General features: G+C 58.8%; 18 protein-coding genes. 14 read left to right on the forward strand and 4 right to left on the reverse strand.

What is annotated here, in order from left to right:
• Window positions 1–6: 6 nt before the first annotated feature.
• Window positions 7–747: an osmolarity response regulator transcription factor OmpR gene (gene ompR / locus ACXPVS_RS19150; protein WP_008149284.1), complete on the reverse strand. Its 741-nt coding sequence runs from the start codon at window positions 745–747 to the stop codon at window positions 7–9.
• A gap of 361 nt (window positions 748–1,108) precedes the next feature.
• Here ompR and ACXPVS_RS19155 point away from each other — a divergent pair, with 361 nt between their 5' ends.
• The 7 genes from ACXPVS_RS19155 (at window position 1,109) to tauD (ending at window position 9,266) form a co-directional block, all read left to right on the forward strand.
• A complete protein-coding gene (locus tag ACXPVS_RS19155; RefSeq protein WP_458511333.1) occupies window positions 1,109–3,433 on the forward strand; it encodes a Tex family protein in 2,325 nt (774 codons plus the stop codon).
• A complete protein-coding gene (locus tag ACXPVS_RS19160) occupies window positions 3,433–3,816 on the forward strand; it encodes a PaaI family thioesterase (RefSeq protein ID WP_458511334.1) in 384 nt (127 codons plus the stop codon). The genes ACXPVS_RS19155 and ACXPVS_RS19160 overlap by 1 nt, the downstream gene beginning before the upstream one ends.
• A gap of 169 nt (window positions 3,817–3,985) precedes the next feature.
• Complete coding sequence (gene gshA / locus ACXPVS_RS19165; protein WP_458511335.1) at window positions 3,986–5,569, forward strand: glutamate--cysteine ligase; 1,584 nt, start codon at window positions 3,986–3,988, stop codon at window positions 5,567–5,569.
• A gap of 186 nt (window positions 5,570–5,755) precedes the next feature.
• Window positions 5,756–6,733 carry a taurine ABC transporter substrate-binding protein gene (gene tauA / locus ACXPVS_RS19170; protein ID WP_458511336.1) on the forward strand — a complete coding sequence of 326 codons (978 nt, stop codon included), beginning with the start codon at window positions 5,756–5,758 and terminating at the stop codon, window positions 6,731–6,733.
• Between the two features lie 15 nt (window positions 6,734–6,748).
• Window positions 6,749–7,543: a taurine ABC transporter ATP-binding subunit gene (gene tauB, locus ACXPVS_RS19175; RefSeq protein WP_458511337.1), complete on the forward strand. Its 795-nt coding sequence runs from the start codon at window positions 6,749–6,751 to the stop codon at window positions 7,541–7,543.
• Entirely contained in the window at window positions 7,540–8,373 is an 834-nt protein-coding gene (gene tauC / locus ACXPVS_RS19180) for a taurine ABC transporter permease TauC (RefSeq protein ID WP_458511338.1), read from the forward strand. The genes tauB and tauC overlap by 4 nt, the downstream gene beginning before the upstream one ends.
• Before the next feature lie 50 nt (window positions 8,374–8,423).
• The gene (gene tauD / locus ACXPVS_RS19185; RefSeq protein WP_458511339.1) at window positions 8,424–9,266 is read left to right on the forward strand and encodes a taurine dioxygenase; all 843 of its coding nucleotides are present in this window, start codon (window positions 8,424–8,426) and stop codon (window positions 9,264–9,266) included.
• A gap of 51 nt (window positions 9,267–9,317) precedes the next feature.
• Here tauD and mgrA read toward each other — a convergent pair whose 3' ends face one another.
• Entirely contained in the window at window positions 9,318–10,355 is a 1,038-nt protein-coding gene (mgrA, locus tag ACXPVS_RS19190) for an L-glyceraldehyde 3-phosphate reductase (RefSeq protein ID WP_458511340.1), read from the reverse strand.
• A gap of 823 nt (window positions 10,356–11,178) precedes the next feature.
• Here mgrA and ACXPVS_RS19195 point away from each other — a divergent pair.
• Window positions 11,179–11,907 (forward strand): class I SAM-dependent methyltransferase, encoded by a 729-nt coding sequence (locus ACXPVS_RS19195; RefSeq protein ID WP_458511341.1) that lies wholly within the window; start codon window positions 11,179–11,181, stop codon window positions 11,905–11,907.
• Between the two features lie 307 nt (window positions 11,908–12,214).
• On the opposite strand, the gene betT is transcribed toward ACXPVS_RS19195, so the two are convergent.
• Entirely contained in the window at window positions 12,215–14,170 is a 1,956-nt protein-coding gene (gene betT, locus ACXPVS_RS19200; protein WP_458511380.1) for a choline transporter BetT, read from the reverse strand.
• A gap of 454 nt (window positions 14,171–14,624) precedes the next feature.
• On the opposite strand from betT, the gene ACXPVS_RS19205 reads away from it, so the two are divergent.
• From ACXPVS_RS19205 to ACXPVS_RS19230, 6 genes are all read left to right on the forward strand, one after another.
• Complete coding sequence (locus ACXPVS_RS19205; RefSeq protein WP_458511342.1) at window positions 14,625–15,617, forward strand: D-cysteine desulfhydrase; 993 nt, start codon at window positions 14,625–14,627, stop codon at window positions 15,615–15,617.
• Window positions 15,618–15,848: 231 nt separating this feature from the next.
• Window positions 15,849–16,649, forward strand: a complete 801-nt coding sequence (gene tcyJ / locus ACXPVS_RS19210; protein WP_458511343.1) for a cystine ABC transporter substrate-binding protein — start codon at window positions 15,849–15,851, stop codon at window positions 16,647–16,649.
• Window positions 16,649–17,314: a cystine ABC transporter permease gene (gene tcyL, locus ACXPVS_RS19215; RefSeq protein ID WP_033058489.1), complete on the forward strand. Its 666-nt coding sequence runs from the start codon at window positions 16,649–16,651 to the stop codon at window positions 17,312–17,314. Before tcyJ ends, tcyL begins: the two co-directional genes overlap by 1 nt.
• 4 nt (window positions 17,315–17,318) lie before the next feature.
• On the forward strand, window positions 17,319–18,074 hold the full coding sequence (gene tcyN / locus ACXPVS_RS19220; RefSeq protein ID WP_458511344.1) for an L-cystine ABC transporter ATP-binding protein TcyN: 756 nt from the start codon (window positions 17,319–17,321) through the stop codon (window positions 18,072–18,074).
• A 499-nt stretch (window positions 18,075–18,573) separates the two neighbouring features.
• Window positions 18,574–19,338 (forward strand): hypothetical protein, encoded by a 765-nt coding sequence (locus tag ACXPVS_RS19225; protein WP_458511345.1) that lies wholly within the window; start codon window positions 18,574–18,576, stop codon window positions 19,336–19,338.
• Between the two features lie 90 nt (window positions 19,339–19,428).
• Window positions 19,429–20,058, forward strand: a complete 630-nt coding sequence (locus ACXPVS_RS19230; RefSeq protein ID WP_458511346.1) for a class I SAM-dependent methyltransferase — start codon at window positions 19,429–19,431, stop codon at window positions 20,056–20,058.
• 40 nt (window positions 20,059–20,098) lie between these two features.
• Here ACXPVS_RS19230 and ACXPVS_RS19235 read toward each other — a convergent pair whose 3' ends face one another.
• Window positions 20,099–22,357, reverse strand: coding sequence for a glycoside hydrolase (locus tag ACXPVS_RS19235; protein ID WP_458511347.1), 2,259 nt, complete (start codon window positions 22,355–22,357; stop codon window positions 20,099–20,101).
• Window positions 22,358–22,422 lie beyond the last annotated feature (65 nt).

Genomic DNA, 22,422 nt, shown 5'->3' on the forward strand with positions numbered 1-22,422 from the left:
CGCCGATCACTTGGTGGCGGCGCCATCCGGAACGAACACGTAACCCACGCCCCAGACTGTCTGGATATAACGCGGTTTGGACGGGTCGGGCTCGATCATCCGGCGCAGACGGGAAATCTGCACATCGATGGAACGCTCCAAGGCGTCCCACTCGCGGCCACGGGCCAGGTTCATCAGCTTATCGCGAGTCAGTGGCTGGCGGGCGTTCATGACCAACGCCTTGAGCACCGCAAATTCACCGGTGGTGAGCATGTGTACTTCGTCGCCGCGCTTGAGTTCGCGGGTCGCCAGGGACAGTTCGTAGTCACCGAAGGTCACGCTTTCGTCTTCGCTGCCCGGAGCGCCCGGTACCGGAGCCGACTGGCGACGCAGGACCGCTTTGACGCGAGCCATCAACTCGTCCGGGTTGAACGGTTTGGCCAGGTAATCGTCGGCGCCCAGCTCCAGGCCCTTGATGCGGCTCAGCTCATCGCCCTTGGCGGTCAGCATGATGATTGGAATCTGGTTGTTCGCGGTGCGCAGGCGGCGGCAAGCGGTCAAGCCGTCTTCGCCGGGCAGCATCAGGTCGAGGACGACCAGGTTGAACACTTCACGCGCCAGCAGGCGATCCATTTGTTCCGTGTTCGGTACGGCGCGGGCGCGGTAGCCCTTGCTGACGAAAAAACGTTCCAGCAGGCTGCTCAGCCCTGGATCGTCGTCAACAATAAGAATTTTTTCGCCTTCAGCAATGTTTGCAGTGCTGCTCATTAGATGCTCCTTTGATCTCGGCGCGCATTATGGCGTAGCTGCCGTTATACGCACCGTGTGCATTGTTAGCAGATTTTTCCTTCATCGCCAGAAATCCGGCCTTTATGCCTACAGCCTGCGATGTCCCCGAATGACAGAACGCTGGTTATAATGCGCGGCCTTTTGTGTCAGGCAACGCCTAATCATTACTGTAGGTGGCCGTTTTTTATTTTCATGGCCCAAGCAGTAATTGTTCGATTTCACGGGTCAACGGGATACCTGTTGACCCAGGTAGCGGCGCAGGCCAGGCCGCTCAACCAGACTCGCCGAGCCTTTATCTTTGCGCCTGCGAGCCTGCTTTCACAATTTGTCAGGTGGTTTTATGGACAGCATCAACAGCCGCATTGCCGAGGAGCTCGGCGTACGCCCACAACAGGTCGAAGCGGCCGTCGCGCTACTCGATGAAGGCTCCACAGTGCCCTTCATCGCCCGCTACCGGAAAGAAGTGACCGGCAGCCTCGATGACATCCAGTTGCGTCATCTGGAAGAGCGTCTGCGCTACCTGCGAGAACTCGACGAACGGCGTATCAGCATCCTTGGCAGCATCCAGGAACAAGGCAAGCTGACCCCGCAACTTGAACGCGACATTAAACTCGCCGACACCAAAACCCGCCTCGAAGACTTGTACCTGCCGTACAAGCAGAAGCGCCGCACCAAGGGCCAGATCGCCCTGGAAGCCGGCCTCGGCGAGCTGGCCGACGGCCTGTTCAACGACCCGAGCCTGACGCCAGACGCTGAAGCCGCACGCTTCATCGATGCCGAAAAAGGCGTCACCGATGTGAAGGCTGCCCTCGACGGCGCCAAGTACATCCTGATGGAACGCTTCGCCGAAGATGCCGGCCTGCTGGACAAATTACGCAGCTACCTCAAGCAGGAAGCGACTCTGAGTGCCCGCGTGATCGCCGGCAAGGAAGAGGAAGGCGCCAAGTTCCGCGACTACTTCGAACACGACGAACCGCTGAAAAGCATGCCGTCGCACCGCGCGCTGGCGATTTTCCGTGGTCGCAACGAAGGCATTCTGAGTTCGGCGCTCAAAATCGGCGACGAACTGCCAGGCACCATGCACCCGTGCGAAGGCATGATCGGCCAGCAATTCGGCATCCAGAACCAGAACCGCGCCGCTGACAAATGGCTGGGCGAAGTGGTGCGCTGGACCTGGAAGGTCAAGCTCTACACCCACCTCGAAACCGACCTGCTGGGCGAGCTGCGCGATGGCGCAGAAACCGAAGCGATCAACGTGTTCGCTCACAACCTGCACGACTTGCTGCTGTCGGCACCGGCTGGCCCGCGCGCCACATTGGGCCTCGACCCGGGTCTGCGCACCGGCTGCAAAGTCGCCGTGGTCGATTCCACCGGCAAACTGCTGGATCACGCCACGGTTTACCCGCACGTGCCGCACAACAAATGGGACCAGACCCTCGCGATTCTGGCTGCCCTGTGCGCCAAGCATGCAGTCGACCTGATCGCCATCGGCAACGGCACCGCCAGCCGCGAAACCGACAAGCTGGCCGCTGAGCTGATCAAAAAATACCCAGCCATGAAGATGACTAAAGTTATGGTCTCCGAGGCCGGCGCCTCGGTTTACTCGGCGTCGGAGCTGGCGTCCAAGGAATTCCCGGACCTCGACGTGTCGATCCGTGGCGCGGTGTCGATTGCCCGTCGCCTGCAGGACCCACTGGCTGAGCTGGTAAAAATCGACCCGAAATCCATCGGCGTCGGCCAGTACCAGCACGATGTGTCGCAGCTGAAACTGGCGCGCGGCCTGGACGCGGTGGTCGAAGACTGCGTAAACGCCGTGGGCGTCGACGTGAACACCGCCTCCGTGGCGCTGCTGGCCCGCATCTCCGGCCTCAACGCGACCCTGGCGCAAAACATCGTCAGCCACCGCGACGAACACGGCGCGTTCAAAACCCGTGCTGCGCTGAAGAAAGTCGCTCGTTTGGGTGAGAAAACCTTCGAACAGGCTGCTGGCTTCCTGCGCGTGATGAACGGCGACAACCCGCTGGATTCGTCTGCGGTTCACCCGGAAGCCTATCCGCTGGTCAAGCGCATCGCTGCTGAGACCGACCGCGACATCCGCTCGCTGATCGGCGACGCCAGCTTCCTCAAGCGTCTTGATCCGAAAAAGTACACCGACGAAACTTTCGGTCTGCCAACGGTCACCGACATTCTGCAAGAACTTGAAAAACCGGGTCGCGACCCGCGTCCCGAGTTCAAGACTGCCGAGTTCCAGGAAGGCGTCGAAGACCTCAAGGACCTGCAGCTGGGGATGATCCTCGAAGGCGTGGTGACCAACGTGACCAACTTCGGCGCGTTCGTCGACATCGGCGTGCATCAGGACGGTTTGGTGCATATATCCGCACTTTCGGAGAAGTTCATTAAGGATCCACGTGAAGCGGTGAAGGCCGGTGACGTGGTGAAAGTGAAAGTCATGGAAATCGACATCCCACGCAAACGCGTTGGCCTGTCGATGCGTATGAGCGACACCCCGGGCGAGAAAATCGACGGGGCCCGTGGCGCGCGTCCGGGTTCGGCCTCGCGCCAATCCCAGAACACTGCCCCGCGTAAAGAAACCACGGCAGCGGCCCCGGCCAACAACGCCATGGCTTCGCTGTTCGCCAACGCCAAGCCGTTGAAGAAACGCTGATGGACATCCCGGCCGGGCTGACCGAAAGCGCTTTTTTCAAGTTGCTGGGGTGTCGCTTGCACAGTCTGGAGACCGGGGTGGCGCACGTTGCCCTCGGGCTTGCACCAGAACTGCGCAATCGCGGCGGCAAGCTGCACGGCGGGGCCTTGTTCAGCCTGGTGGACATTGCCATGGGGCTGGCCTGTTCCAGCACCCATGGCTTTGACCAGCAGAGCGCGACTATCGAGTGCAAGATCAATTACATTCGCGCCGTCGCAGACGGTGAAGTGATGTGCACGGCGCGGGTGATTCACCCGGGCCGGCGCACACTGGTGGTCGAAGCCGACGTGATGCAAGGCGACAAACTCGTCGCAAAAGCACAAGGCACCTTCGCTGTCCTATAGATGAATGCCATCAATTTGAGTTAATTTCGGCGCTGTGACCGCAGCGTCGGAGTTTCCTATGGGATTGCGGCGATCCAAAACCAGGCGACAACGCCAGTTTTAACTTCACCCTTGTAGACCGTCTTGCCCACCCCCATATTGGGGCGACTGACGCGTGAAGGAATCCAACTTGAGCGAACTTCTCAACCGCCGCCTGGCTCTGCTCGGCGAGCGCGCTAACCTCTCTCTGCTCGAACAGTGCCTTCACGGCATCGAACGTGAATGCCTGCGCGTGACCGACGAAGGTCGCCTGGCGCAAACGCCGCACCCGGAAGCATTGGGTTCCGCGCTGACCAACGAACAAATCACCACCGACTATTCCGAGTCGCTGCTGGAGTTCATCACGCCCGCCCTGCCCCACCCGGCGGATACCCTGGCGAACCTGGACAAGATCCACCGATTTGCCTACAGCAAGCTTGGCAACGAGTACCTGTGGAGTCCATCGATGCCGTGCCCGTTGCCGGCCGAGGAAGACATCCCGATTGCCTATTACGGCACCTCCAACATCGGTCAGCTCAAGTACGTCTACCGCAAGGGCCTGGCCCTGCGTTACGGCAAGACCATGCAGTGCATCGCCGGGATTCACTACAACTTTTCCCTACCGGAAAAGCTCTGGCCGTTGCTTAAGGAGGCTGAAGGGTTTGTCGGCACGGACCGCGACTATCAGTCGTCGGCCTATATCGCACTGATCCGTAACTTCCGTCGCTACAGCTGGCTGCTGATGTACCTGTTCGGTGCGTCGCCTGCTCTGGACGCCGGTTTCCTGCGGGGTCGTTCGCACCAGTTGGAACAGCTGGACCCGGACACCTTGTACCTGCCATACGCCACCAGCCTGCGCATGAGTGACTTGGGTTACCAAAGCAACGCCCAGGCCGGTCTGACGCCGTGCTACAACGATCTGGTCAGCTACACCGACAGCCTGCGCAAAGCGGTCGCAACGCCTTACGCGCCGTACGTCGAAATCGGCACGCATCAGGACGGTGAGTGGGTTCAGCTCAACACCAACATCCTGCAAATCGAAAACGAGTATTACTCCAACATCCGCCCGAAACGCGTGACCTACACCGGTGAACGGCCGATTCAGGCGCTGGTGGCCCGTGGCATTCAGTACGTTGAAGTGCGCTGCCTGGACATCAACCCGTTCCTGCCAATGGGCATTGACCTGCCGGAATCGCAGTTCCTCGACGCATTCCTGCTGTATTGCGCGCTGAACGACAGTCCGCTGCTGACCAATACCTCGTGTGGCAACGCGACCTCGAACTTCCTCAGCGTGGTCAAGGAAGGTCGCCGTCCGGGCCTGCAACTGCAACGCGACGGTCATTCGGTGGACCTGAAAGAGTGGGCCGGCGAGTTGCTGGAGAAGATTGCCCCGCTGGCGGCGATGCTGGATCAGAGTCATGGCGGCGATGCACATAGCAACGCACTGGATGCGCAACTGGCCAAGGTCAGGGATCCATCGCTGACACCCTCGGCCCAAGTGCTGGCGGCGATGGCTGAGCACAAAGAGAGCTTCAGCCAGTTCTCCCTGCGTCAGAGCCAGGCTCATGCGGAGTTTTTCCGCAGCGAGCCGTTGAATGGCGATGATCAAGCCAAGTTTGAAGACCGGGCGCGTTCGTCGCTGGCCGAGCAGATTGAGCTGGAGCAGAATGAAGTCGGCGATTTCGATGTGTTTGTCGGGGCGTATCAGGCGAGTATTTTGGCAATCAGCAACTAAGCAACGCCTGTCAAAAGATCGCAACCTTCGGCAGCGCCTACGGGACGGTGCCAGGGTTGCGATTTTTTGATCCTTTAGAATATTCCGCTCATAAGCTCATTCGAAAAAGTTATTTATTTTCGGATTCTTATATCATTTAGTCTCCTTTTCACGCCGACTCTCAGTCGCCTGACAAGGAGCTTCTCAATGAAATTGACTTTCCCCCTTCGCCTGCTGGCGGCCGCGTCTCTGGCTGCGGTGAGTTTCTTTGCCCAAGCGGCTGACGTCACCGTCGCCTACCAGACCACCCTAGACCCGGCCAAAGTCGCCCAGGCCGACGGCGCGTACGAAAAAGCCACTAACGCCAAAATCGACTGGCGCAAATTCGACAACGGCGCCGATATCATCGCCGCCATCGCTTCCGGCGACGTGCAGATCGGTTACCTCGGTTCCAGCCCTCTGACCGCAGCAATCACCCGCAAAGTCCCGGTAGAAACCTTTCTCATCGCCACGCAGATCGGCGCCGCTGAAGCCCTGGTTGCCCGCGATGGTTCCGGGATCAAAACCCCGCAGGACCTGATTGGCAAGAAAATCGCCGTGCCGTTCGTTTCCACCGGCCACTACAGCCTGCTCGCCGCGCTGAAGCACTGGAACATCGACCCGTCGAAAGTCACCGTCCTCAACCTTGCCCCCCCAGCCATCATTGCCGCGTGGAAACGCGGTGATATCGACGCCACTTACGTGTGGGACCCAGCCCTCGGTGTCGCCAAGGAAAACGGCAAAGTGCTGATCACCTCCGGTGAACTGGCCAAGTTCGGCGCGCCGACCTTCGATGCCTGGATCGTGCGTAAAGACTTCGCCGAGAAGCACCCGGAAATCGTCACCGCGTTCGCCAAAGTGACCCTGGATGCCTACGCCGAGTACCGCAAAGACCCAAAAGCCTGGCTCGCCAATCAATCCAATGTCGACAAACTGGTGAAACTCTCCGGCGCCAAGGCCAGCGACATTCCATTGCTGCTGCAAGGCAACGTCTTCCCGCTGGCGGCTGATCAGGTCATCACCCTCGGCGCACCGACCACCAAGGCCATTACCGACACCGCCACGTTCCTGCAAGAACAAGGCAAGGTTGAAGCCGTGCTGCCGGATTACGCCCCGTATGTCAGCGCCAAATACATCACCAACTGATCGGAGTTAACCGCGATGGCTTTGCTTCAGCTGGAGCGCATCAGCGCACAGTACCTAGGCAGCCCGGAACCGGTACTGGCGGAGATTTCCCTGAGTCTTGGGCACCAGCAGTTGCTGGTCGCCCTCGGCCCGTCCGGCAGTGGCAAGACCTCGCTGTTGAACCTGATTGCCGGTTTCGTCGAGCCTAGCGCCGGGCGCATCACCCTCGATGGCGTGCCGGTCAAAGGCCCGAGCGCCGAACGCGGCGTGGTGTTCCAGGACGATGCCCTGCTGCCCTGGCAGGACGTGTTGGCCAACGTCGGTTTCGGTCTGGAACTGGCCGGCATTGCGCGGGAAAAACGTGAACTGCGCGCTCGGGAAATGCTCGCCTTGGTGGACCTTTCCGGCTTCGAAAACCGTCGAATCTGGCAGCTTTCGGGCGGCCAGAAGCAACGAGTCGGCCTGGCCCGAGCCCTCGCTGCTGATCCGCGCGTTTTGCTGATGGACGAACCCTTTGGCGCCCTCGATGCCTTCACCCGCGAACAGATGCAGGAGTTGCTGCTGCAAGTCTGGCAGCGCACCGCAAAACCGGTATTTCTGATTACCCACGACATCGAAGAAGCGGTGTTTCTCGCCACGGATCTGATTCTGCTGGCGCCGAATCCTGGGCAAATCGTCGAACGCCTGAGCCTGGATTTCGGTCAGCGCTATGCCGCTGGGGAGTCGGCTCGATCAATCAAATCCGACCCGCGCTTTATCGAAACCCGCGAACACGTGCTCGCCAAAGTGTTCTCCCAACGCCGCGCCGCCCAGCGGCAGGAGACCGTATGAGCAGCTATGAGATTCCGGCCGTCACGGTCAAACCGCACTCGACGGTGATTCCTGTTCGTCGCAGCCTTAGTACTCGCTGGATCAGTCTGCTGACGCTCGTCACGCTCGTGGTCATTTGGTGGGCCGTCACCGCCACTGGAATGATCGAACCGCTGTTCCTGCCGCCACCCTCCGCCGTGCTACAAAAAGGCTGGCTGCTGGTGACCACCGGCTACATGGATTCAACGTTATGGCAGCACCTTGGCGCGAGCCTCAGCCGAATCGGTCTGGGCCTGGGCTTCGCGGTGCTGACCGCCGTGCCCGTTGGAATCGCCATCGGCCACAACCGCATTGCCCGCGGCATTCTCGATCCGCTGATCGAGTTCTACCGCCCTATCCCGCCGCTGGCTTATTTGCCGCTGATCGTGATCTGGTGCGGCATCGGTGAGCTGTCGAAAGTCTTGCTGATCTACCTCGCAATCTTCGCCCCGATCGCCATCGCTACGGCGACCGGCGTGCGCACGGTTGACCCGGCCAAATTGCGCGCGGCGCAGTCGTTAGGCGCGACTCGGGCGCAGTTGATTCGCCATGTGATTCTGCCGAGTGCGCTGCCGGACATCTTGACCGGTGTGCGGATTGGCCTGGGTGTGGGTTGGTCGACACTGGTCGCCGCCGAATTGATCGCCGCCACCAGTGGCTTGGGCTTCATGGTGCAGTCGGCCGCGCAGTTCCTGGTCACCGATGTGGTGGTGCTGGGGATTCTGGTGATCGCGCTGATCGCCTTCGCCATGGAGATGGGCTTGCGCGCCTTGCAACACAAACTGGTGCCGTGGCATGGCCAGGCTCACTAAATAGCCCGCGCCCACAAAAAGCCCGGCGCCCCGGATTGAAGAGAAAGACCATGAGCAACCTGACCATCGTCCCCTTAAGCTACGCCCTCGGCGCACACATCAGCGGCGTCGACATCAGCCAACCGCTGAACCTGGAACAGCGCGACGCCATCGAGCAGGCGCTGCTCAAACATCAAGTGTTGTTCTTTCGCGATCAGCCGATCACACCGCAGCAACAGGCTCGTTTCGCCGCCAATTTCGGCGACCTGCACATTCACCCGATTTACCCGAATGTGCCGGAACAGCCAGAAGTGCTGATCCTCGACACCGCCGTCACTGACGTGCGCGACAACGCGATCTGGCACACCGACGTGACCTTCTTGCCGACGCCGGCCATGGGCGCGGTACTCAGCGCCAAGTTGTTGCCGGAGTTTGGTGGCGACACGTTGTGGGCCAGCGGTATCGCGGCGTATGAAGCGCTGTCCGCGCCGATAAAGTCCTTGCTCGAAGGGCTGACCGCCACCCACGATTTCACTCGTTCGTTCCCGCTGGAGCGCTATGGCAACACGCCGCAAGCCTTGGCCCAGTGGGAAGAAGCGCGCAGGAAAAACCCGCCGCAGTCACACCCGGTGATTCGCACTCATCCGGTGAGCGGACGCCGGTCGTTGTTCGTCAATGAAGGCTTCACGTCGAAGATCAATGAGCTGTCGGAAACCGAAAGCGAGGTGATTCTGAAGTTCCTGTTTGCCCACGCGACACGGCCGGAATTTACCATTCGCTGGCGTTGGCAGAAGGACGACGTGGCGTTTTGGGATAACCGCGTGACACAGCATTACGCCGTGGATGATTACCGGCCGGCGCGGCGGGTGATGCAGCGGGCGACGGTGTTGGGGGATGTGCCGTTTTTTCGGTAACCCGTTCGTCCCGACCGTTCCCACCACCGAGTGGGAACGATCAGTTAGAGGTCATTCAGCCGTCGAAGGCTTCTCCCAAAGATTGACCCCGCCCTCTTGGGCAAACCGGTCAATCTCCGCCAGTTCCTCTGCGCTAAAGCTCAAATTTTTCAACGCCCCGACGTTCTCGATAATCTGCTCCGGCCGGCTCGCACCGATCAGCGCCGAGGTCACCCGCGGATCGCGTAGCGTCCACGCCAATGCCAGCTGCGCCAGGCTCTGACCGCGACGCTTGGCGATCTCATTCAGCGCACGCACATGAGCGATGTTGGCTTCGGACAGGTGCGCCGCCTGCAGCGAACCACCTCCCGGACGATTGACCCGCGCGTCCGCCGGCACACCATTGAGGTACTTGTCGGTCAACAACCCCTGAGCCAGTGGCGTAAACGCAATCACGCCCGTACCGAGTTCGTCCGTCGTATCCAGCAGGTCTTTTTCCACCCATCGATTGAGCAGGTTGTAAGCCGGTTGGTGAATCAGCAACGGGACTTTCCACTCTTTGAGCAGCGCGGCCATTTCACGGGTTTTAACCCCCGAGTACGAGGAGATACCGATGTACAACGCCTTGCCCTGTTGCACCGCGGTTGCCAGTGCACTGGCGGTTTCTTCCAGCGGCGTGTCCGGGTCGAAGCGGTGGGAATAGAAGATGTCCACGTAGTCCAGGCCCAGTCGCTGCAGGCTCTGATCAAGGCTGGCCAGCACGTATTTGCGCGAACCGCCGCCCTGACCATAAGGGCCGGCCCACATGTCCCAACCGGCCTTGCTCGAGATGATCAATTCGTCGCGATACTGCTTGAAGTCTTCACGCAGCAAACGGCCGAAGTTGATCTCGGCGCTGCCATACGGCGGGCCGTAGTTGTTGGCCAGGTCGAAATGGTTGATGCCAAGATCAAACGCGGTACGTAGCAACGAACGCTGAGTGTCGATCGGCGTGCTGTCGCCGAAGTTGTGCCACAGGCCCAGAGACAGTGCCGGCAGCACCAGCCCGCTACGCCCCACGCGGCGATAAGGGATGCAATCGTAGCGGTTTTCGGCAGCGGTGTAGGTCATCGAATCCTCTCTTGTCTGTCTTGAAGTTGGTATCGACTGCTTCGCAAGTTGCCCAGCATACGCCCAGACAAACGCCGATATACCTCGGACTCGAGAAACTGCTGAAACGTTTCACATATTTCATCTTTGTCGCCAGTCGATTCCGCTTACCGAGCCCATCGGCAGCCTTTGTGGGAGGTGAACGGTGAGAGCTGCTCGTTGCTGGCCAGCTACGCCGCCTCGCTTGCACTACGATGTCCATCCCGCATCGCCACACCAGACATGGCCCGTGAAGCTCGATCGCCTGGGGCGCAGGGTATTCGCCGCGCGAGCTGATTTCCGAGCGGACACTGGCGGGGTTCGCCTCTGCGCGGGCACGTGGCAGGAAAGGAAGGCGACCGTTCAAGATGACCGTGGCCAAGCTACGTCTGGCTAGGACAGCCATGGGCCGCTCGGCGCTGAGCTGGTTGACCAATTCAGAGCCAGACGCTATCGTTTTCGGCACTTTATCTATTTTTGGAACTGACATGCTAACCATGTTCGCTTCAGATCAGCTCGTTACACGAGTGTGCTCTGACAATTGCTTGCGATGAAGCGTTGTTCAGAGCCTGATCAGGAGGTTTAACCTCCTTTCATTCATCGCCATGATACTTGAAGGCCTTGTTCGTATGGACGGAGGTTTATTGGTGTATGGCGATTGATCTAAGGGCTGTGGATGATAATTCATCCACGGCCCTTTTCGTTTGAGCTGCCTCGTGGCAGCTCCATAGAGCGAGCAGGGCATTCCCTGCTCGTTTTTTTTGCCTTTTTTTTGAGGCTATCCAGGCATCTTCAGGAGTTCATCATGTCTCAGAATATCTACGACGACCAAGCCTTCTTCGACGGTTACGCCCAGCTGCCACGCTCGCAGTTCGGTTTGGGTGGAGCACCCGAATGGGCCTCTATCCAGGCCGTGCTCCCAGACCTTTCCGGCAAACGGGTCATAGACCTTGGTTGCGGCTACGGCTGGTTTTGCCGCAGCGCACGAGCTGCAGGAGCCGCCGAAGTGATTGGTGTCGATGTGTCCGAGAAAATGCTGGCCCGTGCGCGGGAGCTAACCGATGACCCCGGCATCAGTTACCGGCTCGGCGACCTCGAGCAGCTCGCCCTGCCCAGTCAAGAGTTCGATCTGGTGTACAGCTCGTTGACATTGCATTACTTGCCCGACCTCGCACCGCTACTGACCGCCATCCATCAAGCTCTGCAACCAGGGGGATGGCTGGTCTTTACCACCGAACACCCGATTTACACGTGCCCAGTGCGTCAAGGCTGGCTCACTGATAGTGAGGGCCAACGGTCTTGGGTAGTCAACAATTATCAAAACGAAGGTCAACGCGTTAGCAACTGGCTGGCGGACGGGGTAATCAAATACCACCGAACCTTGGGCACCCTGTTGAACGCGCTGATGGCCGCAGGCTTTACCCTTCGCCATATGAATGAGTGGGGGCCAAGTGCGGAGCAGATGGTGGTGACCCCGGCGTTGGCTGAAGAGGTGGAGCGACCGATGATGGTGCTGATCTCTGCACAACGCTAAAACAGCGACCCGCTACAACACCTGGGTAAGGAGGCAGCAGGGTATGGGTCCGAAACGTAGCCTTATTTTTCATCGCGTTTCTCGTCGGCGCCGATGAACTACTGCTCGGGCCTATCCTCCCGCCGACAGGTCGAGACGTGGCTGTCCGACCTGAAAGCGTCACTCTTTTTGTCACGGCCTACAGTTTGTCGAACGCCGTGTATGCGTATGGCTTCGGCGTTCTACCTGACCGTTATGGAAGATTAACGGTGCTCGGGGGTGTTGAGCGCCAAGACCTGAAAAGGCCCCCGGCGCCATCGGCTCTCGATCAACGCACCAAATGCAAGAACTGCAGGTGCCGCTCGTACTGATCAAGGATGTCGTTGATGATCTGCTCCTTGGTGTAACCCACCAGATCGTAATCTTGACTGCCTTCGCTCAAATGCACTTCGGCCCGGTAATAACGACGGTTATTGAGTTCCTTGGAACCCATGCCCCCACGGGCGAAGGACGGCGTGAAGTAGCCGCGCATCTGCACCTGATAGATAAACGGATGCTCTTCGCCATGACCAATTTCCAGGCTGACGTTATCGTTGGTCGGGTCCGGCTGAGTGACCACGTTCAAGCCCTTCTCGACGAACACCGCCGAGACTTCTTCAATCCCCGGGCGCACCGTCGTCTCGAGGAAGCGATAGACCTCATCCCGTGACGGGAAATGCACGGCCTGACTCAGGCGTTGACGCCAGCCGCCACGCCGCGATCCGGATACCGGTGCCAGCGAATGCAGTTGCGCGATCTGCTTCTGCGACTCCAGGTAGAACGCCTTGTGCAACCCCCACATCATCAACAGCAAGATCATCGAGAACGGCAACGAGGTCAGCACCACCGCTGACTTCAGCGCATCGATGCTGCCGGAGAACAGCAGCGCGCTGGTTACCAGCGCCGTCATCGCACCCCAGAACACCCGCAGCCATTTCGGCCCGTCTTCGTCGGGGTTGCCGCCCTTGGCAGACAGTGTCGACAGCACCACGGTGCCGGAGTCGGCGGAGGTGACGAAGAACACGAAGCTGATGAACACCGTGACCGCGATGACGGTTTTGCTCCACGGATAGGTTTCCAGCAGCAGGTAAAGGGTCATCGATGGGTTATCGATGGCCGACATACCGAGCGCGCTCATGCCATGGTTGAGGACTAAATCAATGGCGCTGTTGCCAAAGATCGACATCCACGCGAGGGTGAAACCGAGCGGAATCAACAGTACGCCGAAGACGAATTCGCGGATGGTCCGGCCACGGGAAATCCGTGCGATGAACAGGCCCACGAACGGCGACCATGCGATCCACCAAGCCCAGTAGAACACCGTCCAACCGCCCAGCCAGTCGCTGGGTTTGTCGTAGGCATACAGGTCAAAACTCTTCATCGGCAAGGCGCCGAGGTAGTTGCCAATGTTCTGGATCAGGGTGTTGAGCAGGTGCTGGGTCGGGCCGGCGAACAATACGAACAGCAACAGCGCGCAGGCCAGCAGCATGTTGATGTCGGACATCACCCGCACACCTTTATCGACGCCAGACACCGCGACGGTGATCGCCGCGCCCATCATCACCGTGATCAGGCCGACCTGAATCCACTGGGTGTGAGCGATGCCGAACAGATAGTCCAGACCCGAGTTGAGGTGCAACACGCCAAAGCCCATGTCGGCACCAAGGCCAAACACCGTGGCAATGATGCCGAAGCCGTCCACCGCGTAACCGATCGGGCCGTTGATGCGTTTGCCGATCAGCGGATAGAGCGCCGAACGCAGGGCCAGCGGCAGGTTATGGCGGTAGGCAAAATAAGCCAGCGCCATGCCGACGAAAGCGAACACACCCCAGCCGTGCAGGCCCCAGTGCAAAAACAGAACCTGCATCGCCTGACGCGCTGCATCCGCCGTGCCCGCTTCGCCTTGCGGCGGTTGCGCCAAATGGGTCAGCGGTTCGGACACGCAAAAGAAAAACAGCGTGATGCTGATGCCGGCCGCGAACAGCATGCCGGCCCAGGACAAATAACTGAATTCGGGTTCGTCGTGGTCGGCACCGAGCTTGATCTTGCCGTAGCCCGACAAGGCGGTGACCACCACGAAGAGCAGGTACAGCGTCATCGCGAGCATGTAGTACCAGCCGACCGTATTGGCCGCCCAGTTTTGCGCCTCCAGAAGCCAGGCGCCGGCTTGTTCAGGCATGGCGATGACGATGATGCCGAACAGCAGAATGAACGTCGCCGAGAAGTAAAACACCGGCGGATTCATGCGGACCTGACCGCTAGCGGGGATGGGCGATGCGCTCATGAAAGGTGCACCTCAAAGGAGTGAAACAGGGCAATTAATAACGGACTCGGCATAGGCTAGCCTCCTGCGGTGAGCGGGCAGCAAACCGGCGGTTTAACTTGATCGAGTGTTCAAGTTAAACATGAATAGGGTGCTAAGGACTAATCGCAAGGTTCGCTGGCACTGTTCGTACGCTAGCGCAAGTAAGGGTATGGCGTGTGGCCGACGTAGAAGTCTTCACTCTTGTCGCGTAAATCCACCGGTCCCAGGTTTGTCTGGCCGCGTTAACCGCGATTACTTCACGGCAGGCTCTGGAGGCTAAACTAAGAACCGATTGTGCTGTGCTCAGCACTTTTTGGCATAAGGCGATTGGCAGTTGCCCCGCTAAATAGGCGTGCCTATAGTCCTGTCATCTCCCTCCGCCAGTACGGACCCCATGATCAAACAACAGCTTGCCCGCTTTAACCGCCTCGACCTGCTCGGTCACCCCACGGCCCTGGAAAAACTCGAACGCCTGTCGGCCTGGTTGGGCCGCGATGTGTACGTCAAGCGTGATGACCTGACGCCGCTGGCGATGGGCGGCAACAAGCTGCGCAAGCTCGAATACCTGGCGGCCGATGCACTGGCACAAGGCGCCGACACCTTGATCACCGCTGGCGCGCTTCAGTCCAACCATGTGCGCCAGACGGCCGCCATTGCGGCCAAGCTTGGCCTGGGCTGCGTTGCCCTGCTGGAAAACCCCCTGGGTACCGACGACGCTAACTATGTCGGCAACGGCAATCGACTGTTGCTGGACCTGTTCGATGCCAAGGTCGAGTTGGTGGAAAACCTCGACAACGCCGACGAACAACTGCAAGCCTTGTGCGATCGCCTACGCAACAACGGCAAGAAGCCGTATCGGGTGCCGATTGGTGGCTCCAACGCATTGGGCGCTTTGGGTTATGTGCGCGCCGGGTTGGAATTGGCCGAGCAGATCAAGGACACCGGGCTGACATTTGCGGCCGTGGTTCTGGCTTCGGGCAGCGCCGGGACTCATAGCGGCCTGGCGGTGGCGTTGAGTGAAGCATTGCCGGATTTGCCGGTGATTGGTGTCACGGTTTCTCGCAGCGACGAAGACCAGCGCCCGAAAGTCCAGGGCCTCGCCGAACGCACTGCGGAACTGCTGGGCGTGAGCGTGCCAGCGAGTTTCAAGGTCGAACTGTGGGACGAATATTTCGGTCCGCGCTATGGCGAACCGAATGCCGGGACGCTGGCCGCCGTGAAGCTGCTGGCGAGTCAGGAAGGTTTGCTGCTGGACCCGGTTTATACCGGCAAGGCCATGGCGGGTTTGCTCGATGGCATCGGGCGCCAGCGCTTCAATGACGGCCCGATCATCTTCCTGCACACCGGCGGCGCGCCGGCACTGTTTGCCTACAAAGACTTTTTGTAGCCGATCGTTCCCACGCAGGTGGGTGGTGAGAACGATCGCTTAGCTCAAAAAAGAATAACAAACTGACTATTCATTATTTACCAATCTAAAGACGCCATCATATAGTCACGCCGCAGGCGAATTTGCAGCGAGACGCATACGATGCTTTAGGGCAGGATATTGCAGCCGTTCAAATCCCGAATTTGCCAACATTCCTAAAAGCGTCTTCATAAGAGTACACAGGGGCTTGTCATGAATTTTTCCGCACTACGACGAAATCTGCTGGTAGGTTCGCTGGGCCTCGCGCTGAGCGCCGGCCTGATGGGGCAAGCGGTTGCCGGTGAGCAGCTGCAAAAAATCAAAGACGCTGGCGTGATCAATATTGGTCTGGAAGGCACTTACCCACCGTTCAGTTTCGTCGACGCCGACGGCAAGCTGGCCGGCTTCGAAGTCGAATTTTCCGAAGCCCTGGCCAAAGAGCTGGGCGTGAAGGTCAAACTGCAACCCACCAAATGGGACGGCATCCTCGCGGCGCTGGAATCCAAACGTCTGGACGCCGTGATCAACCAGGTGACCATCTCCGAAGAGCGCAAGAAGAAGTATGACTTCTCCGAGCCTTACACCGTTTCCGGGATTCAGGCGTTGGTGCTGACCAAGAAGGCTGCGGAGCTGAACATCAAGTCTGCCGCCGATCTGGCCGACAAGAAAGTCGGTGTAGGCCTGGGCACCAACTACGAGCAGTGGCTCAAGGTCAATCAGCCAAACGCTATCATCAAGACCTATGACGATGATCCGACCAAGTTCCAGGATCTGCGCGTTGGCCGCATCGATGCCATCCTGATCGACCGCCTCGCCGCGCTGGAATACGCCAAGAAAGCCAAGGACACCACCGCCGCCGGCGAAGCGTTTTCCCGTCAGGAAGCCGGTGTTGCCCTGCGCAAAGGCGAGCCGGAGCTGCTGGCGGCCGTTAACAAGGCGATCGACAAGCTGCGTGCCGACGGTACGCTGACCAAGCTTTCGGAAAAATACTTCAGCGCTGACGTCACTCAATAATGGAAGAAGCTTTCCAACTCGCGCTGGATTCCGCGCCCTTCCTGCTGAAGGGCGCGTACTACACGGTCATTCTGAGCCTGGGCGGGATGTTCTTCGGCCTGGTGATGGGGTTTGGTCTGGCGTTGATGCGCCTGTCGCGCTTCAAACTGGTGAGCTGGATTGCCCGCATCTACGTGTCGTTCTTTCGCGGCACGCCGTTGTTGGTGCAACTGTTCGTGATCTATTACGGCTTGCCGCAATTGGGCATCGAACTTGATCCGTTGCCGGCAGCCCTGATCGGCTTCTCGCTGAACATGGCGGCCTATGCCTGCGAAATCCTGCGTGCCGCGATCAGCTCCATCGAACGTGGCCAGTGGGAAGCCGCCGCGAGTATCGGCATGACCCGTGCGCAAACGCTGCGCCGGGCCATCCTGCCGCAAGCGATGCGCACGGCCCTGCCACCGCTGGGCAACAGCTTCATTTCGCTTGTGAAGGACACCGCGCTGGCAGCCACTATTCAGGTGCCGGAACTGTTCCGTCAGGCGCAGCTGATTACCGCCCGTACCTTTGAAATTTTCACCATGTACCTGGCCGCCGCGCTGATCTACTGGATTCTGGCCACGGTGCTTTCGCACCTGCAGAACCAGTTGGAAGCACGGGTCAATCGGCACGATCTGGAGTCCTGACCCAATGATTGTCGTGGAAAAACTGACAAAGCAGTTCAAGGGTCAAGTGGTGCTCAACGGCATCGATCTGGAGGTAAAGGAAGGCGAGGTGGTGGCGATCATCGGGCCTAGCGGCTCGGGTAAAACCACGTTCCTGCGTTGCCTGAATTTTCTGGAAGAACCCACCAGCGGCCGGATCAAGGTCGGTGACATCGAGATCGATGGCAGCCGTCCGCTGAACCAGCAGCAAGGTCTGGTGCGACGTTTGCGCCAGCACGTGGGTTTCGTGTTCCAGAGCTTCAATCTGTTTCCCCATCGCACCGCCCTGGAAAACGTCATCGAAGGCCCGATCGTGGTGAAAAAAATCCCACGCGCCGAAGCCGTTGCCCTGGGCAAAAAGCTGTTGGCCCGGGTTGGCCTGGCGGGCAAGGAAGATGCTTACCCGCGACGCCTTTCCGGTGGTCAGCAACAGCGTGTGGCGATTGCCCGCGCGCTGGCGATGGAGCCGGAAGTGATTCTGTTCGACGAACCCACCTCAGCCCTCGACCCGGAGCTGGTGGGTGAAGTGCTGGCGACCATCCGCAGCCTCGCTGAAGAGCGACGCACCATGGTCATCGTCACCCACGAAATGGGCTTTGCCCGGGACGTGGCGAACCGCGTGGTGTTTTTCGACAAGGGAGTGATCGTCGAACAAGGCGAAGCCAAAGCGCTGTTTGCCAATCCGAAAGAAGAGCGCACGAAGCAGTTCCTCAGCAAGTTTCTGAATAACGCTCACCACTGAAACATCGCCTCACTACTTGTTAACTTCCACGGAAGGAAGTGACAACCACCCCCATTAATAAAACCCCTCGCTGCGCCCTCTTCTTTTATTAACTTACCTGAACAACAGATAATTTTTATAGCTGTGTGCGGTACATATATATGTCCTGCAACAGAATAATCTCGCCTAAAATTCACCAAACCAGCGCCCTCACCGAACCGGGCTTCGCTCTCAGTAGCGCACTGAAACCCCATAAAACAAGGTCAAATCCGACAAGGCGGTGCAGTTTATTAACCTCGAAGCGTAGGAATTTTCTGAATAACACTAGATCCCATACTTAACTAATCCTCTCTATTGACACCTATTCAAGCGCACTCTTATCTAGTCTCAACAGGCGTTTAACCTTGCACGCATTCATTATTTAACTTCACAAATAGTGAGCAGTTTTGTTGCTCGATAATTCACGCCTTTCGAACTTTCAGAAACGGACTTTCGCTGCAAGGCTTCAAGGAGAAACCCCATGACAAGCACTTCGAACAAACCCGAACTTGCGGCCCCGACCCTGGCGCAATCTCACAAAACCTGCATCAACATCACCTCGGCGGCGCGCTTGCTGATCGATGTGGCGCCCTACTCCGGCATGGACGAAGGCGACCTGATCGAACTGTTCTGGGACAACTGCTACGTGGCCTCCAGAGTGCTGACGGCCGACGATGTCGGCCAACCGGTCCAACTGCGTGTGCCCCAAAGCTTCATCGCCAATGGCACCTCGCGCGTTCACTACCGGATCATGCAGATCGGGCAAGGACCAACCCTGTCAGCCATCAGACGGCTGCAAATCAAACTCGACTGCCCCGGTGGCCTACCGTCTGCGCTGTGCGACGATGAAAACCAGAGTCTGGAGCCTGTGAATATCCCCGAGACCATTCGCCGTCAGGGAGTCAATCCGAACCAGATCAAACGCGGCGTTCCGTTGACCATCGAGCCTTACCTGAACATGGCCGCCGATGACGAAATAACCCTGCGCTGGGGCGATGTGCGCATGGATTTGCCACGACTCAAGGCCGGCGATGTCGGCCAGCCGATCCAGGTCTGGGTGCCGCCGGCGATCATTCTCGAAGCCGGCGAAGACCTGCGGCTGGAAGTGACTTACTGCATCCTCGACCGAGTGGGCAACAACTCCCGCTGGGCACCACCGCGTCGGCTGAAGATCGGTTGCGCCAATCCCTATTTGAAGGCCCGGCCGAAAGACGTGCTCATGGCCGCCGAACCCCGCAAACACTGAGGTCCTTGTCGCAGGCTCGCGATGGCTGCGCAGCAGCCTTCTGCCTCATGGCGTATATTCGGCGAACTCACATTGCCTGCGCAGCCGACCATGAAACAGACCCCCACCGACCTCGATCAGATCACCTCCACCACCCTGGGCCATTACAACTCTGTGGCTGACAGTTTTCGCGAAGGGACTCGCGATCATGATGTCCGCCAGAACATTGATGCGCTGCTGCGGCATGTGCAGGGGGAGGCACCGTTCGACATTCTCGACTTTGGCTGTGGGCCGGGGCGTGATTTGCAAACCTTCACGCGCATGGGCCATACCGCTGTCGGGCTTGATGGCTCGGAGAAGTTTGCGCAAATGGCGCGCGAAGACAGTGGCTGTGAGGTCTGGCAGCAAGATTTTCTGAAGCTGGATTTGCCGGCCGAGCGCTTTGACGGGATCTTCGCCAATGCGGTGTTGTTTCATATTCCGCGTCAGGAATTGCCTCGGGTGTTGACGCAATTGCGCGGGGCTTTGAAGCCGGGCGGGGTGTTGTTCAGTTCCAATCCGCGTGGCGAGAACCAGGAGGGATGGAATGGGCCTCGTTATGGGGCATATCACGATCTTGAGACGTGGCAGCAATTGCTGACGGCGGCGGGGTTTGTAGAGTTGGAGCATTACTACCGGCCGGCGGGGTTGCCGCGCGAGCAGCAGGCTTGGCTGGCGAGTGTTTGGCGTAATCCGGCGTAGCCTATCAGGACGCAATCGCGAGCAAGCTCGCGAAGGTTTTCTAACGTTGCACGGCAACTTGATAGGTTGCCACTCCACCATTCGCGTCAAACGCGGTGATGCTTCGATCGGCCAGTTGTCGCCCATCAATTTCACGTTCGCGTAAATCAAAGTTCGCCACCAGTCTGGTGCCATCGGCGAACGTTGTCTGCTGTACCTGACGATCCTCAGTCAGCCAACGAAAATCTGTCATCGCCTGAGTCGCCAGACGCTCATGCAGCGGGCGGAAGAAAACATCCTGACGAGCAATCACCGGCAACCGCTGCTTCAGCGTCGCCGCACTCAGGTGATACAGCGGCGGCACGTTGTAGAGCAATTGAGTCAGCTCATTCTCGGCGCGCACATTGCTCAACTTAAGGCTGTCGAACAGCCAATGATGGGTGGTGATCACCGAGCCATGGAACACCGCCTGATAAAGCGGCAAGCGCGTTTGCGGAGCAAAGTGAACCGTGCGGTAAGGCTCCTTGAGTGGCACGGTTTTGAAGAAAACCTGCGGCTGTTCATTAGGAAACCAGCGGCCCAGATGATAGGGTGACTTCGGATTCTTGCTCATGTCCGCATCGCCCCAGCCGATCACCGGTGTCTGCATCCCATGGGCAAACAGTACACCTTGGGCCGTGGTGGCATTGCCATCCTCGGAGCCGGTCGGTAGCTGCAACGTCTCATTGACCCAGCGCGAGGCGTCGATGTTGCCCTCGGCATTTTGCACCTGAGTCATGGTCGCTCCCACACGGTAACTGTCGAACAGCATGCCGGTGGCGTAGGCATCTAGAAACCAGCTATTGAACCCGGCCTTGCTTTGTACAGCCCTGATGCGCGCCTCAAGCAATGGTCGAACACAACGCGGCACGGTGTAATGCCCCGATTGCTGGAACCCGCTTTTGAATGCCCCGGTTTCCAACACAATCGCACATTCCTGATTGGCTCTGGAGCCCAGATGCGCGGTGGTCCAGTCCGGGTTATCCGTGACGGTCAGTGCCGTCTCATAGGAATCATAAGGCGCCACCAGGTAGCCTGCGGCAACGCCTTGACGCACCGTTTCAGGGTGCCAGAGACCACCTTCCCAACCCTCGCCAAGGCCTAACCATAATCGCGACAAGCCCGCGGCTTTCAGTTGTTCGATAGTCGTTGGTGACAAGGTATTGCCCCAGCGTTCCGGTAGTGCCGTCATAGCATCGGAGAACGCCACGGCCAGCTCTGCACGTATTAAGCCGTAGCCGTCAGCCAATTTTTGCATGTCCGGTTCGACGACAGACTGCCAGCCGCTGCGTGCCTTCTTGTTGAGCGCCGCATTGAGGTTACGTAGCAACGTGACTTGCTGGTAACGATCAAGCGGTGGCTCAGCCCGGGCCAATAACTGCGTACTTTCAGCGTCAAAACTGCTACGTAACTCGCTGGCCAGTACACCGTTACCGCGCAACCCTTTGAGCAAAGCGGGCCAGCTTCGAACATCGTCCAGTCCGAGCAGGTCGTTACCCCACAGATAAACATGACTGGCTCCCAGGAGCTTTTTGGCTTCGGGAGTCTTCAGCAGTTTGTCGCTCAAGGTTTCGTATTGCCCGCTGTCGACCAACCATTTGCGATAGCGCTTGGCACCCGCCAACAGATCGACATCACCCAACGACAGCTTGAAAGTTAGCGGTGCATTGGGCTCAAGGGAGGTGAATTGATGATGGACAGTCAGAGCAAGGGTGTTGTTGTTTTCGGCGCTGAAGATCAAGCGATTGTTGTAAGGGTTGGTCATCAGCCAGTTCAGCGTGAAGCCACCGTGATCAGTACCCCACAGCGGCAAACTCAGGTCTTGGGTGGTATTGAACGCCCCCTGATCGAGCAGAAAGGTTTGCCACAGCGGATCGCCGGCAGGCACGTAATGCCCCTCGGCCAGCGGCAAGATCAGTCCTTTGCCCATAGAACTGCCGGGCTGTTTTAGAAAGCTCAGCTCACCGGGGTCACGGGCCGTGATGGACAGGGAAAGGTCACGCTCATCGAGGAGGGCACTCAGCGTCCAGGCGCCGTCATCCCACTGCCAGTCCATGCGATTGGCGCGTTGCTTGAGGTCGCTGACCTTGTGCCCCGTAACGCCCGACGAGGCCTGCACTGGCAAATTTTCTGCAGGAATGACGCGGATGGCCAGCGTGGCGGGATCGAGTTCGACGCGCCATAGCGAATTTTCCAGCACACTGCCGGCCAGCGTCAGGGATGAAAACAACAGAGCGCCGAGCAACAGCACATAGCGCAGACAATAGGTCATCGATGACATCAAAGTCCCTCCTCCATTTGAAAAGGGACCGTACAGCAACGCACCAGCCATGTAAGTAGGACCGT

The organism is Pseudomonas sp. Ma2-10 (genome assembly GCF_054330215.1).

Excerpts from the sequence above, each read along its gene's own strand:
- ACXPVS_RS19225 (WP_458511345.1), top strand. The coding sequence starts at position 18,574 with ATGACAAGCACTTCGAACAAACCCGAACTTGCGGCCCCGACCCTGGCG.
- betT (WP_458511380.1), bottom strand. The coding sequence starts at position 14,170 with ATGAATCCGCCGGTGTTTTACTTCTCGGCGACGTTCATTCTGCTGTTC.
- ACXPVS_RS19230 (WP_458511346.1), top strand. The coding sequence starts at position 19,429 with ATGAAACAGACCCCCACCGACCTCGATCAGATCACCTCCACCACCCTG.
- ACXPVS_RS19160 (WP_458511334.1), top strand. The coding sequence starts at position 3,433 with ATGGACATCCCGGCCGGGCTGACCGAAAGCGCTTTTTTCAAGTTGCTG.
- tcyL (WP_033058489.1), top strand. The coding sequence starts at position 16,649 with ATGGAAGAAGCTTTCCAACTCGCGCTGGATTCCGCGCCCTTCCTGCTG.
- ACXPVS_RS19205 (WP_458511342.1), top strand. The coding sequence starts at position 14,625 with ATGATCAAACAACAGCTTGCCCGCTTTAACCGCCTCGACCTGCTCGGT.
- ACXPVS_RS19235 (WP_458511347.1), bottom strand. The coding sequence starts at position 22,357 with ATGTCATCGATGACCTATTGTCTGCGCTATGTGCTGTTGCTCGGCGCT.
- ACXPVS_RS19195 (WP_458511341.1), top strand. The coding sequence starts at position 11,179 with ATGTCTCAGAATATCTACGACGACCAAGCCTTCTTCGACGGTTACGCC.
- mgrA (WP_458511340.1), bottom strand. The coding sequence starts at position 10,355 with ATGACCTACACCGCTGCCGAAAACCGCTACGATTGCATCCCTTATCGC.
- tcyJ (WP_458511343.1), top strand. The coding sequence starts at position 15,849 with ATGAATTTTTCCGCACTACGACGAAATCTGCTGGTAGGTTCGCTGGGC.
- ACXPVS_RS19155 (WP_458511333.1), top strand. The coding sequence starts at position 1,109 with ATGGACAGCATCAACAGCCGCATTGCCGAGGAGCTCGGCGTACGCCCA.
- tauB (WP_458511337.1), top strand. The coding sequence starts at position 6,749 with ATGGCTTTGCTTCAGCTGGAGCGCATCAGCGCACAGTACCTAGGCAGC.
- tauD (WP_458511339.1), top strand. The coding sequence starts at position 8,424 with ATGAGCAACCTGACCATCGTCCCCTTAAGCTACGCCCTCGGCGCACAC.
- tauC (WP_458511338.1), top strand. The coding sequence starts at position 7,540 with ATGAGCAGCTATGAGATTCCGGCCGTCACGGTCAAACCGCACTCGACG.
- ompR (WP_008149284.1), bottom strand. The coding sequence starts at position 747 with ATGAGCAGCACTGCAAACATTGCTGAAGGCGAAAAAATTCTTATTGTT.
- tcyN (WP_458511344.1), top strand. The coding sequence starts at position 17,319 with ATGATTGTCGTGGAAAAACTGACAAAGCAGTTCAAGGGTCAAGTGGTG.
- tauA (WP_458511336.1), top strand. The coding sequence starts at position 5,756 with ATGAAATTGACTTTCCCCCTTCGCCTGCTGGCGGCCGCGTCTCTGGCT.